22 protein-coding genes and 1 pseudogene are annotated in these 17,645 nt (G+C 32.7%); 17 read left to right on the top strand and 6 right to left on the bottom strand.

Annotation, left to right across the window (positions count from 1 at the left end; genetic code table 11):
- Window positions 1-5 precede the first annotated feature (5 nt).
- The 3 genes from Q0977_RS14645 to Q0977_RS14635 all read right to left on the bottom strand — a co-directional run bounded on the left by Q0977_RS14645 (window position 6) and on the right by Q0977_RS14635 (window position 2,567).
- Window positions 6-824 carry an MBL fold metallo-hydrolase gene (locus Q0977_RS14645; protein WP_299515315.1) on the bottom strand — a complete coding sequence of 273 codons (819 nt, stop codon included), beginning with the start codon at window positions 822-824 and terminating at the stop codon, window positions 6-8.
- Window positions 825-972: 148 nt separating this feature from the next.
- On the bottom strand, window positions 973-1,455 hold the full coding sequence (locus Q0977_RS14640) for a hypothetical protein (protein WP_299515313.1): 483 nt from the start codon (window positions 1,453-1,455) through the stop codon (window positions 973-975).
- Between the two features lie 503 nt (window positions 1,456-1,958).
- Window positions 1,959-2,567 carry a transglutaminase family protein gene (locus Q0977_RS14635; protein ID WP_299515311.1) on the bottom strand — a complete coding sequence of 203 codons (609 nt, stop codon included), beginning with the start codon at window positions 2,565-2,567 and terminating at the stop codon, window positions 1,959-1,961.
- A 126-nt stretch (window positions 2,568-2,693) separates the two neighbouring features.
- Here Q0977_RS14635 and Q0977_RS14630 point away from each other — a divergent pair, with 126 nt between their 5' ends.
- The 5 genes from Q0977_RS14630 (at window position 2,694) to Q0977_RS14610 (ending at window position 5,488) form a co-directional block, all read left to right on the top strand.
- On the top strand, window positions 2,694-2,975 hold the full coding sequence (locus tag Q0977_RS14630; protein WP_299515310.1) for a hypothetical protein: 282 nt from the start codon (window positions 2,694-2,696) through the stop codon (window positions 2,973-2,975).
- A gap of 343 nt (window positions 2,976-3,318) precedes the next feature.
- Window positions 3,319-3,921 (top strand): histidine phosphatase family protein, encoded by a 603-nt coding sequence (locus Q0977_RS14625; RefSeq protein WP_299515308.1) that lies wholly within the window; start codon window positions 3,319-3,321, stop codon window positions 3,919-3,921.
- A gap of 207 nt (window positions 3,922-4,128) precedes the next feature.
- Window positions 4,129-4,977: a type II toxin-antitoxin system SpoIISA family toxin gene (locus Q0977_RS14620; RefSeq protein ID WP_299515306.1), complete on the top strand. Its 849-nt coding sequence runs from the start codon at window positions 4,129-4,131 to the stop codon at window positions 4,975-4,977.
- A 52-nt stretch (window positions 4,978-5,029) separates the two neighbouring features.
- The gene (locus Q0977_RS14615) at window positions 5,030-5,215 is read left to right on the top strand and encodes a hypothetical protein (protein ID WP_119417010.1); all 186 of its coding nucleotides are present in this window, start codon (window positions 5,030-5,032) and stop codon (window positions 5,213-5,215) included.
- A 105-nt stretch (window positions 5,216-5,320) separates the two neighbouring features.
- Complete coding sequence (locus Q0977_RS14610) at window positions 5,321-5,488, top strand: hypothetical protein (protein ID WP_158582407.1); 168 nt, start codon at window positions 5,321-5,323, stop codon at window positions 5,486-5,488.
- Window positions 5,489-5,528: 40 nt separating this feature from the next.
- On the opposite strand, the gene Q0977_RS14605 is transcribed toward Q0977_RS14610, so the two are convergent.
- Entirely contained in the window at window positions 5,529-6,500 is a 972-nt protein-coding gene (locus Q0977_RS14605) for a tRNA-dihydrouridine synthase (RefSeq protein WP_119417011.1), read from the bottom strand.
- Window positions 6,501-6,818: 318 nt separating this feature from the next.
- Between Q0977_RS14605 and Q0977_RS14600 the strand changes: the two genes are divergently transcribed.
- The 3 genes and pseudogenes from Q0977_RS14600 (at window position 6,819) to Q0977_RS18280 (ending at window position 8,172) form a co-directional block, all read left to right on the top strand.
- Window positions 6,819-6,968, top strand: coding sequence for a hypothetical protein (locus Q0977_RS14600; RefSeq protein WP_164489560.1), 150 nt, complete (start codon window positions 6,819-6,821; stop codon window positions 6,966-6,968).
- A 156-nt stretch (window positions 6,969-7,124) separates the two neighbouring features.
- Window positions 7,125-7,905 (top strand): annotated as a pseudogene (locus Q0977_RS14595) (MBL fold metallo-hydrolase).
- Between the two features lie 105 nt (window positions 7,906-8,010).
- The gene (locus Q0977_RS18280; protein ID WP_367269483.1) at window positions 8,011-8,172 is read left to right on the top strand and encodes a hypothetical protein; all 162 of its coding nucleotides are present in this window, start codon (window positions 8,011-8,013) and stop codon (window positions 8,170-8,172) included.
- On the opposite strand, the gene Q0977_RS14585 is transcribed toward Q0977_RS18280, so the two are convergent.
- A complete protein-coding gene (locus Q0977_RS14585; RefSeq protein WP_164489559.1) occupies window positions 8,153-8,317 on the bottom strand; it encodes a hypothetical protein in 165 nt (54 codons plus the stop codon). The two genes, Q0977_RS18280 and Q0977_RS14585, sit on opposite strands and share 20 nt — an antisense overlap.
- A gap of 165 nt (window positions 8,318-8,482) precedes the next feature.
- On the opposite strand from Q0977_RS14585, the gene Q0977_RS14580 reads away from it, so the two are divergent.
- From Q0977_RS14580 to Q0977_RS14565, 4 genes are all read left to right on the top strand, one after another.
- Entirely contained in the window at window positions 8,483-9,106 is a 624-nt protein-coding gene (locus Q0977_RS14580) for a hypothetical protein (RefSeq protein WP_124217677.1), read from the top strand.
- Between the two features lie 386 nt (window positions 9,107-9,492).
- A complete protein-coding gene (locus Q0977_RS14575) occupies window positions 9,493-9,624 on the top strand; it encodes a hypothetical protein (protein ID WP_256386322.1) in 132 nt (43 codons plus the stop codon).
- Between the two features lie 44 nt (window positions 9,625-9,668).
- Window positions 9,669-9,926 (top strand): hypothetical protein, encoded by a 258-nt coding sequence (locus Q0977_RS14570; protein ID WP_119416777.1) that lies wholly within the window; start codon window positions 9,669-9,671, stop codon window positions 9,924-9,926.
- Window positions 9,926-10,309 carry a retropepsin-like aspartic protease gene (locus Q0977_RS14565; RefSeq protein WP_299515301.1) on the top strand — a complete coding sequence of 128 codons (384 nt, stop codon included), beginning with the start codon at window positions 9,926-9,928 and terminating at the stop codon, window positions 10,307-10,309. The genes Q0977_RS14570 and Q0977_RS14565 overlap by 1 nt, the downstream gene beginning before the upstream one ends.
- A 245-nt stretch (window positions 10,310-10,554) precedes the next feature.
- Here Q0977_RS14565 and Q0977_RS14560 read toward each other — a convergent pair whose 3' ends face one another.
- On the bottom strand, window positions 10,555-10,995 hold the full coding sequence (locus tag Q0977_RS14560) for a PH domain-containing protein (RefSeq protein WP_124217676.1): 441 nt from the start codon (window positions 10,993-10,995) through the stop codon (window positions 10,555-10,557).
- A 683-nt stretch (window positions 10,996-11,678) separates the two neighbouring features.
- Here Q0977_RS14560 and Q0977_RS14555 point away from each other — a divergent pair.
- The 5 genes from Q0977_RS14555 (at window position 11,679) to Q0977_RS14535 (ending at window position 17,218) form a co-directional block, all read left to right on the top strand.
- Entirely contained in the window at window positions 11,679-13,328 is a 1,650-nt protein-coding gene (locus Q0977_RS14555) for a pyridoxal-dependent decarboxylase (RefSeq protein WP_299515295.1), read from the top strand.
- Window positions 13,306-15,003, top strand: a complete 1,698-nt coding sequence (locus tag Q0977_RS14550) for a methyl-accepting chemotaxis protein (protein ID WP_299515293.1) — start codon at window positions 13,306-13,308, stop codon at window positions 15,001-15,003. The genes Q0977_RS14555 and Q0977_RS14550 overlap by 23 nt, the downstream gene beginning before the upstream one ends.
- A 496-nt stretch (window positions 15,004-15,499) precedes the next feature.
- Complete coding sequence (locus tag Q0977_RS14545; RefSeq protein WP_124217673.1) at window positions 15,500-15,751, top strand: hypothetical protein; 252 nt, start codon at window positions 15,500-15,502, stop codon at window positions 15,749-15,751.
- Window positions 15,733-16,104: a hypothetical protein gene (locus Q0977_RS14540; protein WP_124217672.1), complete on the top strand. Its 372-nt coding sequence runs from the start codon at window positions 15,733-15,735 to the stop codon at window positions 16,102-16,104. The genes Q0977_RS14545 and Q0977_RS14540 overlap by 19 nt, the downstream gene beginning before the upstream one ends.
- Before the next feature lie 352 nt (window positions 16,105-16,456).
- Entirely contained in the window at window positions 16,457-17,218 is a 762-nt protein-coding gene (locus tag Q0977_RS14535) for a GNAT family N-acetyltransferase (RefSeq protein WP_299515287.1), read from the top strand.
- Window positions 17,219-17,645 lie beyond the last annotated feature (427 nt).

Raw genomic sequence — 17,645 nt, 5'->3', positions numbered from 1 at the left:
TTGATTTAAGTCTCAAATAATTCACCTTCAAGTGCAGCTATATACCTCTTTGCAGATAATTGAACTCTTGTTTGAGCATCCGTTGATATGACTCGATGAAAGGCATCAAACAATTTATTAAACTGGATTGAGTTTAATTGTTGAGCCATTCGCTTAACGGTATTCGCAGGTAATGGGATGAAATTTGGGTAACTGTACATAAAAGTAACCCATTGTCGATCTGCAACAACTCGAACAATATCACCAACAAGTAGAACGCTATCAGTTGAACTATTCCATTCTAAAATGGTAGCCCCTTTAAAATGTCCACCTATACGATGTAAAACAATTCCATCATGCAATTTTAATGTATCGCCAGTCCAGAAGATAATACGTTTACTTGGTCTAGTAACCCATTCTTTGTCATCCTCATGAATATATATGGGAGCATTAAAGGCTTCTGCCCATTCAACTTGAGTCGAGTAATAATGTGGATGGGATAGGGCAATTGCTTGGATTCCGCCTAATTCTCGAACCATAGAAATGGTTTCTTCATCAATATAAGTAATGCAATCCCAAAGTACATTGAAATCTTTGTTCTGAATTAAATACGAATTTTGGCCAATTCCAAATGAAGGAGTAGTTTTAATACTATGTAAACCTTCCAATTCGCTAGTAAATTCATTAGTATATTTCTTGAATTGAACAAGTTGTTCTAAAGTTGTCCAAGATTGTCCATTAAGACTCACATATTGTCTTTCTTCTGTACAAATTTTGCACTCTTTAGGTTCTGTAGAAGATAGATCATGCTGGACCCCGCACGTCTCGCAAATATAATAGTTCATAAAAATCTCCTTCCAAATATGTTATAAAATATGGTTTTGGATACTTATATTGTATTTTGTGGAGTTTATATTTACTATCATTCTTTGGATTGAATATCTCTTAATTGGTAAAAGATTGTTTATTGTTTTATATTTTTTATTAAAAATTCTATTTATATCTTTTTATCTTTTCTAAATCTTTTCTAAAATCACTTATATAAGTGTAATCTGAAATATAATCAAGAAAATCTGCAAACTCATTTCCTTTTTCATAGAATGTTTCAATAAATTCTTTAGTATCACTAACTAATAGCTGTTCATCTACTGATAAGAGTAAATTACTTTTATTTTTCTTTTCAAACTTAATTTCGATAGGTGTATTAGGAAAATAAATTTCACCTACTCCATTTTCCAAGAAATTTTCTAATGCATTTTTATAAAAATACCATAATGAATCAATTTCATCATATGCTTCAAAATCTTCAATTTTTCCATCAACACCGTTATCAAAAACAATAACACCATCTAAATTTATTAACCCATCTTCAAAAACATCTTTTTTTATTGCGATAATTTCCTTTATTTCTTCTTTTTTTTCAATATTAATAAACTTGTCTTCTTCTGGGAAATAAATAAAAGTCTTAATCTTCATTTAATAAATACTCCTTTATTTTTTACAGGATATAGTTGATGAAAATGTCTCTTTTCTTTGATACTATTAAAAACTCATTCCAACAAATACAAAGATTAATAAACTAATTGCAAATAATAAATACGCAATCTGAATCAGGATATACATTGTGACTTCAAAGGTCGTAAGTTTTCTTTGTTTTTTCGTTTTTGCTAAATATTGAAAATAAAAAGAGGAACTTATCATTAGCACTACAATGGCGATGGCACGTAATATTTCTGCAAGTAAGATCAAGCAAATCAACACCTTCACGATAAACTTTAACTTTTATACGTTTGGAAAAAATTTAAGTTTCAGAGAAAGAAAATTGCCTCGATGTAACAAGGAATCAATAAAGGTTCAATTTCTTCTTTCGTATCGAAGAAAGGGAGAAAGGTATTTCATGATGCCTTTCAAGTTATGATAATATGGAGAAAATTCGTTTATTACTAGATGAATCACTTGATTAATCTAAAATATTCCAGTTATATTTTATCAGGTAAAAAATTCAAATACATTTTTATTGCATTGTTATGCTTTCTTAAAACGTCAATTGTTTTACGATTAGGTTCTACAAAAATGATTGGGTAATCGATCTCATCTAGCTCTGGGTTTACAGAAAACGCAAGCATTTCTTTCCCTGTAGAAAACTGAGCATTTACGCCTTTTTTGTTTCCTCGTGAATCTAATCGTATCCATTTATTTAAGGATTTTATGTACACTGCGTTTAATGAATGTAGAGAATAGCCTTTTTCAGGTGTATCAAATATCATCAAACGTTGATAACAAAAACCTGTTGGAATCCCTTGTGAACGCAGTAGTGCAGCAAGTAGATTTGATTTAGCATAACAAATACCTTTTTGATAACTCAAAACTTCTGAAGCATGACAAGTGACTAATTCATCTTGAATATCCCATGAATGTGACACTTCATCGCGTACAAATTCAAATGCATTTTGTATTTTTTCTACATCTGTTTGATTGGTTTTAAATAGCTCTTCTGCTTTTCTTTGAATGATAGGGTTTGAATAATCTACTTCATTAGATTCTTGTAAATAGTCATTGATATAATCTGATTCTAAAGTAAATTCCATAGATACCTCCATAGATATATCTTGTGCGAATTATTTTTAATATTATCATTATTTTGATAATATTATAATCTAATAGTTGCGAATTCTTTTAAGAAAATGTTTATAACATAAACTCGGAGGTAAATGATGAAACGATTTAGTAAATGGTCTTTCGGATTACTGATTGTAGGACTCATATTGTTTGGCCTCAATTTGGGAATGGAGGGTTATTCTGAACCAATTATGGTTTTAAGTTTGTTTTCCTTTATTATAGGGATTGTATTAAGTTTTATAGCTACTATAAAACATGAAGAAGGAACTTTAAAATTCATGTCACTTATTTTGTCCTTTGTATTGTTGTTTTGGATTACTTGGTTTGAACCACTTCAGCTTGTTCGAATTTTTACTTGGGTGAAAAATATCCTTTAATTAGGTATAAATTTAATTCTAGTCTTTTTCAAGGTACCAATCCGTCTCCAGCATGGATAGCAACATAATCCGTCCCCATTGCATTAGATAGTTTGACACATCTAGATTTCCCACCATTTTTAAAGTTCGTAAAATCTCCAAAATAACTGCTACAGCTAAAAAAAGTTTTTGCATGGACTTAAAATTACTATCTTAATAATCGTTTACAAAAGGAACTAATAATTTCGTCTAGTTCTAACAAGTAAAATAAACACCTCAATATATATTATTCTGAATATTCATTATACTAGGGTGTAAACATAAATATTAACATACTTATATGATAAAAAAGGAGTTGTATACGATGAAAATCTTATTAATTCGGCATGGGGAATCAGAGGCGGATCTTTTGAATGTACATGAGGGAAGAGCCGATTATCCGTTAACTAAAATGGGGAAAGAACAAGCGTTATGTATGGCTAATCGTGTTAAAAAAGAATTCAATGTTGAAAAAATTTGGTCTAGCACATTAAAAAGAGCAGAGGAAACGGCTAAGGTATTAAGAAAGCAAATAGGTTGTGAGATTGAATTCTTGGATGAACTTCAGGAACATAATAATGGAGATTTAGCAGGAAAACCATTTAGCGAAGTTAAGCATCCAGTGAATCTACTTCCTCATGAAAAGGTGGGAACGTTTGGTGAAAGTAAAATTGAATTCCGCATGCGGGCAGAACAAGTTCTCTCTAGGATCTTAGATAAGAGTAAAGGCTTTGAGGAAATAGCGATTGTTTCTCATGGGGGAATGATTTCTCGTATTATTGAAAGTTTCCTGCAACTTCCTGTCATACATAATAGCTATTTTCTAACAGGTGATACAGGTATTCATCTATTAGAGATAAACAAGGAAGGACGTTTAGTTTTATTTACAAACAATACAAATCATCTCTTAACTATGGATAAGCAGTAGATTATTTGAAAGTGAGTAGGGTATTGGTTATAGGTTTTTGCCAATGGAACTGATTAAATAGCTTATAGAACATCTGAAAGGGAAAGGATAATTTAAAAATATTTCACATAGAATATTGGGGAAGATAGTCTATCTCGTTTTTAGTAGCTTTATCCAGTGATATTTTTACAAAATTGATAGGTGATAAAGTAAAAGGGGAGATAATATATGGGGATATTTTTTATCATTTTTTTCTTAACGGTACTAGTATACATATTTTTTAGTATGTACCTTTCTTTCATCAACATAGACAAGTATGTTGAAAACCTTCAAATGTTAAGAAGATTCTTTTATGCTATTTTTGTTGTAGGTATATCAATAGGATTAATGTTAGAGAAAATCAATTTAGATGATTGGAAGCAACTTTTAGAATTGGCTGCTCTATTTGTATTTATCGATTTAGCAGTGTTTCAAACCCCAGATATTTTGAAAATTTGGAATGCAGAATTTAAACATGATCATTATATTCGTAAAATTATCAAGAAAAATGAGGAAATTATTAGCTATAACTCTCAAAAGGTTGAATGTTTTACTGATATTGTTCTGAATAAGAGTACTAATTACTTAAATAATATCCCTTTACATCTTAAATTTGATGATTATAAAGAAGATTTGAAAAAATTCCTAGAATTTTACACCGGTACTTTTCAAATAGATTTGGCTATATTTGAATTTGAAAGCGGATTAAATGCTAATTTAGAAGACCTTCATAGTAACTTGGATATTAAACAAGCATTTACCCGTATTGAACAATGCTACAATAAGACCATAGTAGATGGAGAATGGAAGCTGTTTTTGGTACAAGAATTATTAGATGGGAAAGCGATAGAACTTCACAATAAAAAGGAAGTTAGTTCTTCAGACAATTTTAAAGATAAAAAGGTATTTATCATCCCTTTTTATGGAAGAAAATATGATATTCTCATAGGAATAAGCTCAACATTTATTGAAGTCGATGGAATAGATGCCTCTCATATTTTAAACTTAACACAAATATTTGATTGGTATATGGATTAATATTTTTAGTAGTACTATAATTAGGATATAGAATCCAAAGGAGGGAATGATTATGGAAACATATAAAGAAACAAAAACTCCTATCCCGGTTCAAGAAAAAAGTAAGCCAAATATTCGAAGAAAAAACTATTCTACCGATCAACATAGACCTAAAATGACTGTGAATGTTTCAGAATCATTTAATTCAGTTCATAACCTAAACAAAAAGGCGTTGCGTATACTAGCAAAAAGAGCATAAATAGAAGGAGATGTAAGGAATGACCCTTTACATCTCTTTTTTGTTATAAAGATTACCAACTCTGGACAAAATATAGATAATCATTTGAACAGAGGAGAATGTACAATGCCTTTTGAACGCAATAAAGCAAAGTCAAATAAACATAAACCAAAAATGTCAGTATCTAATGTGATGAAGAATTCGATTCATGAGGAAAATCAAACTGTACTAAATATATTGGATGAAAGAGAAAAGAAAAAGAAGAAAAGTGGATTATTTAAACGATGGGATTAAGCCTACCTTAGAATAGATAGGCTTTTTTGTTTGTATTAATCTATATTTCTTTATTTAAAACCTGATAAACCAATTGACGTGCTTCATCTGCTGACTTGGTATTCATTAATTGGTTTCTTAGTTCAGCTGCGCCACTAAATCCACGAACATAGATTTTGAAGAAGCGATGAAGGTGTGTATATGGACGAGGCACTGATTCTAAATATTTTTCGTAAAGATCCAACTGTAATAGTAATAGATTGAGGAATTCCTCAACACTATGTTCTTTTGGTTCTTTTTCAAAAGCAAATGGATTAGTGAAGACACCACGGCCAATCATAACACCATCAACACCGTATTGTTCGACTAATTTTAATCCAGTTGCACGGTCAGGGATATCCCCATTAATAGTTAACAGTGTGTTAGGAGCGATTTCATCTCGTAATTTTTTTATTTCCGGTATTAGTTCCCAGTGCGCATCTACTTTACTCATTTCTTTTCTTGTACGAAGGTGAATAGTTAGATTTGCAATATCTTGTTTTAACACATGTTCTAACCAATCGTGCCATTCTTCAATATCAGTGAATCCTAATCTTGTTTTTACACTAACAGGTAGGCCACCTGCTTTTGCGGCTTGAATAATTTCAGCTGCTACATCAGGATGGTTGATCAATCCAGATCCTTTTCCGTTACCTGCAACGTTAGGTACTGGGCATCCCATGTTAATATCAATACCACGGTAACCTAGCTTTTTCATCCCGATACTCATTTCTTCAAAAAATGCTGGTTTATTACCCCAAATGTGTGCGACAATCGGTTGTTCATCTTCAGTAAACGTTAAACGACCACGTACACTTTCTTTACCTTCAGGGTGACAATAACTATCGGTATTAGTAAACTCTGTGAAAAATACATCAGGTTTTCCAGCTTTACTAATGACATGGCGAAAGACAACATCTGTGACATCTTCCATTGGTGCTAATATAAAAAACGGCTTCGGTAAATCAAGCCAAAAATTATCTTCGTTGTTCATATGATCTTCTCCTTGTGAAACTTCTATAAATGATTCAAGTAAATTCAAATAGTTTACCATCATAAATAGTATCATTTTATGTCGTTTGATGCACAGAATTTTTCATATTATGTTTGAAGAGTCATACAAGTATCATCGATAGAATCCTTCATTATATTAAGATTTGATACCATTAGGCGGTGAATTATTTTAGTAAGTTTTTAATGTTTTTATTGATTTATTCAAGGTTAACAGTACATTAATGAGGATTACTTCAGTAAAATAAGGTATATTATATGTTGAGTAGATTCTCTTTGACAAGAAAAGTAGGTGAATACAGTGGGAAAATATCAATTAGATAGCAAAGGTAAGGCAGCTGTGACAAAGTATCACGAAAAAAACAAGCCTACCCAATTTGATAAAAAGCAGCAACTTGAAAAAATACGTGCAGAGTATTTGAAAAAGAAGCAAAATCAAACTGATAAATAATATGAATGAAAACATAGGAAGTATATGCTCCCTATGTTTTTTTATTGAATAACTCCGGTATACTTTTCCTTCTATTTATATAGGGATTTCTATAAGGCAAAGGATATTAAATTGTAATGTAGAACAAGTGAGTAAAAGTATTTTGGGAGGTAATGTATGATAGTAGATTCGTGGTTTACGGTGCAACAGATTGATTGTAATACATATGCAATAAGTGAATATGGACATTGGGAGAAAGTACACTCATTTTTATTATTGGGTAATCAAAAGGCGGCATTAATTGATACTGGTCTTGGAATTGATAATATAAAGAGAATAACTGACCAATTGACTACTTTACCGATTGACGTAATCACTACCCATGTACATACGGATCATATTGGAAGTCATGGGGAATTTGAAAGGATATTTGTTCATGAGGAAGATAAAGATTGGTGTGAATGGGATAAAAGGCTTATCAATAGAACAAATAAGAAAGGATATTAGTAGAGATATAACATTGCCTCTTCCAAGTAATTTTAATGCAGATACATATCAACCATTTCAAGGGGAGCCTACGGATTTGTTAGTTGATGGTGATGTAATCGAATTAGGAGATAGAAAATTAATCATCTATCATACGCCTGGACATTCTCCTGGTCATATTTGTATTTTAGATGAAAAAAACGGTTATTTATTTACAGGGGATTTATTATATGATGAAACCCCTATATACGCTTTTTATCCTTCAACAAACCCTATTGATTTAGTTAATTCATTAGAAAAAATTTCAGACATCCCTAACGTTTCGATGATTTACGGTTCACATAATACTTTAGGACTTGAACCAATCATTTTAAAAGAAGTAAAAAGGGCAGTTAAGTTTTTGAGAGAAAATGAACTTACTAAATTCGGTACAGGAATCCACAAATTTAATGGTTTTAGTGTGCAGTTTTAATGGTTCTGATTAATGGTGTAAAGTATATTTTTTAGTTAAGTGGGTAAATAACTTAAAGAGGTAACTTGTTTATGACCAATACTTTATCCAGCAGGGGGGAACCGTTTGAAAGCTGTAACTTATCAAGGTGTAAAAGATGTGAAAGTAAAAGAAGTTCCAGATGCAAAAATAGAGAAGCCTGATGAGCTTGGCGTTTTCGATTTCTCACAAATAGCATTTGTAAAAGGTTTTTATGTATCTAAAAAAATTAAGCCTTTTTATGTTTAAAGAAAAGTTTTAATAGCTCTACTATTAGTATGAAAGCAAAGCTAATACCATAGTAAATTGCATAACCTGGATGGTCATCTTTATATGCAGAAAAGGAAAAAATGATAAGAAAAAGTGCTGTAAATATTGAATAATACTTTGTCATGTTAAAACCTTCTATACATTTTTTGTTAATTATACCATAACTGTATTTTGGAACATGCTAAATAGGTGATGAGTAAGCAATGTTCCAAAATCGATTTCTACTCATAATGAAACCAAATAAAGAATAAGTTTTTAGTATCAAAATTGTTGGATTTGGGGGATGTAGTTGTTCATTCAAGGAGACTTGCTTTCTATTCTACAGTTAGGTACGGGGCTATTTTGGATCATTACATATATTTTAATTATTATACGTGGGTTTCTAGATAAAAGTTATGGTATGCCGATGGCGGCTCTTTGTGCCAATATAGCGTGGGAGTTCATCTATACCTTTGTGTTTCCGCATTCCGGGCCACAAAAAATCATTACGCTCATTTGGTTTTTACTAGATGTTATCATTTTGATGCAATATCTATTGTATGGACCAAAAGAGAAGAAGAAGGGTATTTCAGAAAGATATTTCTATTCCTCATTTTTCATAACACTTGTATTTAGTTTCCTGATCATCATGGCGATGGCATTTGAGTTTAATGATATCGAAGGGAAATACGCTGCATTTGGGCAAAACTTAATGATGTCAGGGTTATTTATTTCTCTATTATTAAGTAGGGAAAATAGAAGCGGCCAATCAATTAGTATTGCAATTTTTAAAATGCTTGGAAGCTTATGTGCAGCCATCGCATTTTATATTTATTTCAGAACCAGTCTCATTACAATACTTTCAATTGCTACGTTAGTATACGACTTGATTTATATTTTACTTTTGCGAAAGTTTTATAGAAGGAAAAGATGATAGAAAGAGAATAGTGCACGTACGTTTTTCGAAGCTTTAAAGTTTGCATTGATTTAGCGGCATTAGTGATTAGTATTCTGTCATTTAACCATAAAAAAAACCCCATCCTTGAGTTAGGGCTCTGATGGGTTAATTCACCTAAAACAACTGCCAATCCCCTTGAGGGAACCGACTATCTGTTTGACCGTTGATGGACTAACATCAGCGGTCTTTTTAATTTATGTTGATAATTTTAGTATACGTGCACATTTTTATTTTTTATGGAGATTTGTATAGTTATATTCTAATTTTCCTCTTTTAAGTTTCTTGAATGCCATAGAAAGAGTTGAAGTTGGGACGTAAATTTCACGGAGCGTGGATACAATTCGAAAACGCGTGGATTGGCAGTGAAAGAACGTGGATTAAATCACGAAATACGTGGATTAACAACGGAAGAACGTGGATTGAATCACGATATGCGTGGATTAAACAATAAAACCAATAAAATCCATTTAAATTTACAACTCAAAAAATACTAATCTAACATGATAAAATAGATAGAAAACAATCGGAGGTGGCTTATATGAAATGGGAAGAAGTGTGCCAGGCATTTCCAAAACAATGGGTATTGATTGAAGCTGTTGAAGCATATACTAATGAAAAAAGTGAACGTATTTTAAAAGAAATTATACCAATCAAGAAATTTTCTAATTCTCCTGATGCAATGAAAGCATACCAGGAACTTCATCAAGAAAATCCATCGCGTGAATTATATGTTCTTCATACAAATCGTAAGAATCCCAATATTATTGAGAAAAAACGGGTAGGTGTTAGAAGGTAGTGAAAAAGTTAATCATTGAGGATGGATTATTGCTTACTGATTTGAAAGTAATATTTAGAGGCAAATCGTTAAGTCTAAACCGAGTTTTGGTTGATACGGGGTCAGGGGGTACAATAATATCTACAGATTTAGCTCAATCAATCGATCTAATTCCAGAAGTAGATGACACAATCTACCGTATTAGTGTTGTCGGTGGTTCAGAATTTGTCTTTTCTAAAATGGTAGATACCATTAAAATCGGAGAAGCAGAGGCAACTGATTTTCCATTAGAAATCGGGGCAATGAATTACGATTTTGATTTGGATGGTATTGTTGGATTAGATCTTCTAAAAGAAATGAAGGCCAATATTAACCTAGAGAAACTAACAATAGAATTCAGTTAAAAGGCGAGTATAGATGATTTATCTGTATTGGCCTTTTCTTTTTGAGAGTAGATTTTGTACAAAGAATGTTGAGCCATGCTTATGTATGCTATGTATTAAATCCGTATTACTGTGAAAAAGAAAAAGGGCCATCAATCCCTCTTGATTACAATGTTACCACGACAATAAACAATGAGGAGGAATTAAAAATGCCCTAAAAATATTTTAGTCAAATCATTGACCTTTTAATCACTTGCAGGACTAAATTATTCCTGTACCTGTATGTTTGAGCAACGTTTTGTTAACTCGGTGATAAACTCCGCCTTTTCCTTTGGTGAAATTTTCACACTTCCAAGTGCTCCGGATTCATAAAATAGTTCAAGTCCTTGTCTGGAAGATAATATTCGATAGCCTGTCAATATATCATTTGTTGGAGATACTTTGGTGATCATTTTGTATGGAATTTTACTACGAAATGGCCCTCCTTTCACTAATAGATAATCCTTATAGAAAACATACTTAATGAAAAAGGCAGTCCACACGATGATTCCTTCTAAAACAATAAATAGAGCGAACATAATAATTCTAATAGTAGTAGATGCTTCTTTATCAAGAATTGCAGGGAGTAGTGTTACAACTCCTATTATTAAAATAGCTATAGAAATCATTGCTACAAAGAAATTGTCTACCTTTGAACGAAAAATCATTAATAGCCACACCTCCTCTATACTATTTATACGGTTATTTCTTCTAATAGTTTCATCCCAGTATTGATTCAATATTGAATGACACCTAAAAGGGTGGTATGGTCTCCATTACATAACAGTGGTGACTGCCATCGAACAACTTCGACTTCTAGTTGTTCCGCGATTTCGAGTGTCTCTCCCGCGATTTCGAGTGCAACTTCCGCGGTTTTAGAAAATTCTCCCGCGTATCAGAAAATTTATATCCTATCATCTCCTATGAGAGCTAATATTTATCTGAAAGATCCTTGATGATCCTAAAAAAATCCCAATCATGACGTAAATTTCACGGAACGTGGATACAATTCATAGTTGCGTGGATTGGCACCTGAAGAACGTGGATTGAATCTCGAAATGCGTGGATTACCCACGAAGAAACGTGGATTGATCCTTGATTTGCGGATTAACTAACAATTAAAATCTGTGGATTACAGCTGAGAAAATGGATTAATGGATTGATCTATAAATTTCATGAATCGTAATGAAGTTAATTGGCATAAAACTCTAATTGGTTCAACTTTTCTGAATATTATTATTTCAACATAACATTGGATTTTGTAGTTTCTTTTACTTATAATATACATGTATATTTTACTAATAATTAATTCGAAATATATGTTTTTAGAACTATGAAAGGTGTTTTTGAAATGGATACTATGAAACAACTATTCCAAAGCGAAGATGGCAATGGAAAACAGAGAGAACAATTAGTCAATTATCTTGAAAAAATTTTAACATCAATGGATTCCTTAAAAGATCCATCTAAAACAACACTTGGACCAATGCAAGAACGTTCGGCAAATTTTTATCAGGAGTTGATGGAAGAGCATGTTGTCCCTACGAATGGTACTGGTTTAGATACTGTCGTGAATGCGTTAACTGACTTAATGAAAGGCCATCCGTTCCATACACATAATTTCGTGACAAATGTACTGCCTATGGCAAGCATTCCAGGTATATTAGGTTTGTTTGTAAACTCCCTTTTGAATGGGAATAATTTATGGGATGTTTATGGGCCTGCAGCTACAGAATCTGAAGTGAAAGTTATTTCGATGATGTCTAAGTTAGTCGGCTATGATTATACAAAGAGTTTTGGTTATACCACTTGGGGAGGACAAGGTGCAGTATTTAGCGGACTTCGCGTAGCTATTGCGAAACAATTCCCTCATGCAAAAGAAGAAGGTGTGCCAAATAACCTATACTGTTTTGCTTCTGAAAACGCACATTATAGTTTATTAAAATCAATTGAAGCTGTTGGTATTGGAAGTAATCATTTAGTCCGTGTAAAAGCAGGAAAAGATCATTCTATGGATATGGATGATTTACAAAAACGTTTAAATGAAGTGATAGAAAAGGGCGGAATCCCAGTATATATTGTTGCAACAACTGGTGCGACAGATAGCTTTGCAATAGATAATATTAAAGAAATTAAAGAAATTACAACTGAATTTGAAAAACGATACAATTTAAAACCAATTCATATTCATGCAGACTCTGCTTTGGGCGGATTTTATGCATTCTTTAACGATTACGATTTCAAACAAAATCCACTGCACTTTGAAGATGAGGTACTTGAAAGCTTAATGGTTATTCGTTCACGTATGCAATATCTTCATTTGGCTGATTCTTTATGTTTTGACTTCCAAAAGCTTGGTCAAACACCTTATCTAACTAGCTTGTTCCTATTAAAAGAAGGTAGTTCACTAGGTCTTTTAGATTTAGAGGATTTTGATACACCGTATGTTGGAAACCGTGGTTATGGTTCATATCATACAGGATATACATTAGAATGCTCTCGAATGGGTAGCTCTATAGCAATCTATGCTGCACTAATGGCATTCGGTAAAACAGGCTACCAAAAAATTCTAGCAAATTATGTTCGTGTTAACTTAGCATTCCGTCAGCAATTACAACAAAAATTACCATCACTGCAAATAGTGAACCCAACTAATATAGGACCAATTACAGCGTTCCGATTATATCCTAACAATGCTAATTGGAAATCAGAACAAGCAGGCAAATATAGCGTTTCAGAAATCGAAAAGATAAATGCATTAAATTCATCATTATTTGAAATATTAGGTAAACATCGAGATGACGTGTTCTTTGGAGACACAACGCGTATTTGTACAGTTGATGCTTCTGACAGTACAGAACGCATCCCAGTTGGAGTAGCAAAATTCTTCTCCATTTCACCTTATACAGAAGTAGAACATATTCCAGCAATCATTGAGTCTCTAAAACACTCAATAGAAGAATTGGAGGATTTAACCGTTGAAGAATCTAGCAAAAAATAGACATACAATGCTATACAAGTATATTCTTTATTTCGTTTCACCAATAGCCATTTTTTCAATCATTTTTGGCTCAATACTTTACTATACTTCAAACAATATTATTCAAAACCGAGTGATGAGTCTCTTTGAGGATAAATTAGAACTTGTATCAGATAAAGTAATGGAAGATGTTGACACTTCTCTCGTTACAGCGGCTGATAATAATGATCAAAAACAATATGAAACACTATTAAAGGCTTTAAATGAGGATAAAAAACGGCTAAAAGTACAAAATGCCTATGTTCTTTCCCGCTCAAATGGAAGAGAGCATATTGTAGCATTGAGTGATACCGATAATCACAATGCAGCTTATAAGTTTGATCCTAAGATGAATGAAGCAATTGATCAAGGTAAAGTCACGTTTAGTGATATTTATGAAGATAAGTATGGTATTCATAAATCTATTTTCGTCCCGTTTAAAGGTACAGATATCATTTTCGGATTAGATATGGACGCTGCCTTTATTTCTCAAGTGCAATCTAAAACACTTTGGACTGCAGTAGGGTTGACATTACTATTTGTTGTTTTAGGTGCAATCCTTGCTTACGTTATTAGTAAACGAATTATTAAGCCAGTACTTGCTATTAACAATTATGTTGACGAAGTAGGTGAAGGAAACTTAGCAGCAGAACGATTTGAAATAAAAGGAAAAGATGAAATCGCACAATTATCACATGGAGTTTATCATATGGTAGACGATTTAAGAGACATTATTTCTAAAATTAGTTCAAATGCTGAAAATGTAGCAGCTACTTCTGAAGAACTGTCTGCAGGAGCTGAACAAACAAGCGCCTCTATAGAACAAGTAACGGTATCTATGCAAGAAGTATCAGCAGGTACTGAAAAACAAACAGATGCTGTCGAAGAGATTGGAAATAATGTAAATACAATATCTAAAAAAATGAATGACGTAACGAACTACGTTGAACAAGTAAGCGCAAATGCAGTTGATACAACTCACACAGCAGAAAAGGGTAAAGAAATTATTATCAATGCGTTAGATAAAATGAACACAACGACTAAGATGATTGATACAACTTCAGAAGTGGTTAATCGTTTAAGCAATTACTCTAAAGAAATTGGTGAAATTGTTTCATTAATTACAGAAATCGCTGATCAAACCAACTTACTTGCACTTAACGCATCAATAGAAGCTGCACGTGCAGGTGAACATGGTAAAGGATTCGCCGTTGTAGCTGAAGAAGTAAGAAAACTGGCAGATCAATCTAGAACAGCAGCAAACGATATTAGCAATCGTATTGATTTGATCAAGTCTGAATCTACAAATGCAGTAGACTCAATGTCTACAAGTTATGAAAATCTAAAAGTAAGTGCCGATGCTTTCCAAGAAGCAGGAGATGCATTTAAAGTAATCTACTCAGCGATATCAGAGTTGAACTCTCAAGTGAATCATGTAAGTACAACAATTGATGCAATGAATGGCGGTATGAATAACATCGCTGGCTCCATGAAGAAAGTTAGCGCAAGCGTAGTTCAAAACTCAAGCAGTATTCAAAATGTTGCAGCCGCATCCGAAGAACAAACAGCAAGTATGGAAGAAATTACTGCCTCTTCTAATAACCTAGCCACTATGGCAGAACAACTTCGCACGACTGTTGGCAGATTCAAGCTATAAAGTTCATTTGAATAGTAGCGTTAATAGAAAACAAGAGATTCGATGATATTATTTGTCAACGAATCTCTTGTTTTTTAGGTTCCATACTATTTCAAATCCCAACTTCGACTCCTGGTTCCGCGATTTCGAGTGTCTCTTCCGTGATTTTCACTCCTAGTTCCGCGATTTCGATTGCCACTTCCGCGGTTTCCAAAAATTCTCCCGCGTTTCAGAAAATTTATATCCTACCATGCCTCTTTTGAAAGGTAATACTTCTAATGAGCAGGGGCCTTTTGTGAAAATAGACGGAGAAATTACTAATAATAATCATGTATAAGCTAGATATTTAGTATGGGTATACTCAGTTTAATAGGAAAAAGATTTTGGACAATAGTCTATAATTTGGTATTATTATACTATTTCAGAAAAGTGAAAAGACATTAAGTTGTGATGTGGTAAAATAACACAGTAATGGAAAAATATCGGATAATTTAGAAGGTGAAAGGATAGGGGATTTATGAAACAATTAAGTAAAAAAGGAATCATTGTATCAATTATTCTAGCCTGTAGCTTAGTAATTGGGACAGCAGAAGTTTCAGCAGAAAGTAACGCAACATCCACAAAAAAAGTAGTTCAAACAGCTAGTGAAAAAAAGGTAGTATCAAAAAAAGGTGTCATCACTTTACCAAAGAAATTTAAAACAAAAACAGTTATGAGCGAATTAAGACCAGAAGCTGCAAAACTAATGAAATGTATGGTGCTTCTTTAGGAGACGGAAAAACAAAAGCATTCAAAACGTATGCGATAAAGCACTTAGCATCCAAAAAAGATGGCAGATATATGCTAGGATATGGTTATTCAGTGGAAAATTACAATGATAAAGTAAAAAGGACAAGAAAAGCGAATACAAAAAAGGATACTGCAAACTATTCTAAGGCTGTAAAAAAAGTCACAACTTCTAAAGTAGAATATAATGATTATTCAGTTAGGAAGGGATTTGCAAATTTCAGTTTTTCTTTCCAGCCAAAAAACTATAGTCCAATGAATGCAGTCACAGTTTATTTACATTTTACACAATTGAAAAATGGAAAGTATGTATTAGAACCTATAAACTATTATTAATGTATGAGATTTTTATAGTATTGCAACCACAGGTTTTTAATCAAATAAGCGGTAGATTGATCCTATAACAAATAATCCATTGAACCCTTTGACAAAATACACATTGTCAAAGGGCTTTTTTGCCTTATATCAGTTAGTTCAAGTAGTTCGCGTTGTTGCTGCTGAGTCGCTACTCAATCCACTCATTTCTATTCTCGAAAATATAGCCCTTCAAAAAAGTAACTTATTTCCTGTATAATTAAAAGATATAAATATAGGAAGTGATCTATAATTTCAATCGAATAACTTCCAATTTTATTCAATTCAGCAGTGATTATTATTTTAAAAATACAAAACAAAAAGAGGGATAAAGATGAACATCACATTTCAAAACATACATAAAATTGGTCATATCATTTACGAAGATGCGCTTTACCGACAATATCATTATCCAGAAATGCTAAGCCGTTATGATAGTAACTTTATCGAGTGGAAGCAAATGCCTACATTAGAAGAATTCAAAAAAATCGAACAAGCCTTACATACATTTCATCAACAACACGGACAGCAACATGTAAAATTTGTGTTCCCAGCAGATGAAAAGATTCCTGCTCCTATCACTAGCTATTTAAAAGAAGAAAACTATAATATTGGCTTTCTCGAATTATATACTATTCAACCAAGCCAATTCACAGTTGCTAAAGATCCAAACATCAACGTGCAACCAGTAACAGAAAAGAACCTAGAAGACTTCTTAAAACTCCAATACAATGAAGATTTAAAATATGGCGAAAACTTTGCAACTCAAAAACAAACGATGTTACGTCGTCAATTCAAAGAGGAAAGTTACAGATACCAAATCCTTGCCTATAACAAGGAAGGCGTCCCAGTTGGCTCAGTTGAAGTCAGCGAAAAAGAACAAACAGCAGAAATCGACAACCTATTTGTTATCGAATCCCACCAACGTAAGGGTATTGGTGGTCAGCTTCAACGTCACGTCATGGACCAATTCCCAGATAAAACAATCATACTCGTAGCCGATGGGGAAGACACCCCAAGAAATATGTATCAGAAGCAGAATTATAAATTCCAAGGGTTTCAGTATGAGGTTTTGAAGGTTGAAACTGGAAGCTAGTAATTTTAAGGAAAATAAAGAAATCACTAGATTTTAACAATCCCTTTATCGGCTGAGTATAGCTAACTGGGATTAATCAAATTTGGGTTACGTAAGAAAGTTTTTGTTGAGAGACTGAGTATCTTATTTTTTCATAAAAGAGTTCGAAATAGGACGTAAATTTCACGGAACGTGGATACAATTTGTAATTGCGTGGATTGACATCGAGAAAGCGTGGATTGATGCCTGAATTGCGTGGATTGGAGCTCAAAAAACGTGGATTAATCTCATCATATAAAATTGAAAAGTGAGGGGTATTTTGATGGAGAAAAAATATACATGCCCAGTTTGTGGTTATAAAGGATTAGAGGAACCTCCCTCTATAAATGTTGATGTATCAATGGCTCACGCCATTTTTAAGTGACGAAAAATATTTTTTCAATACGTA

Source organism: uncultured Rummeliibacillus sp. (assembly GCF_934216135.1).
GTDB lineage: Bacteria > Bacillota > Bacilli > Bacillales_A > Planococcaceae > Rummeliibacillus.
Note: the sequence above shows the minus strand (reverse complement) of the source record. Positions and strands in the feature narration are given on the sequence as shown.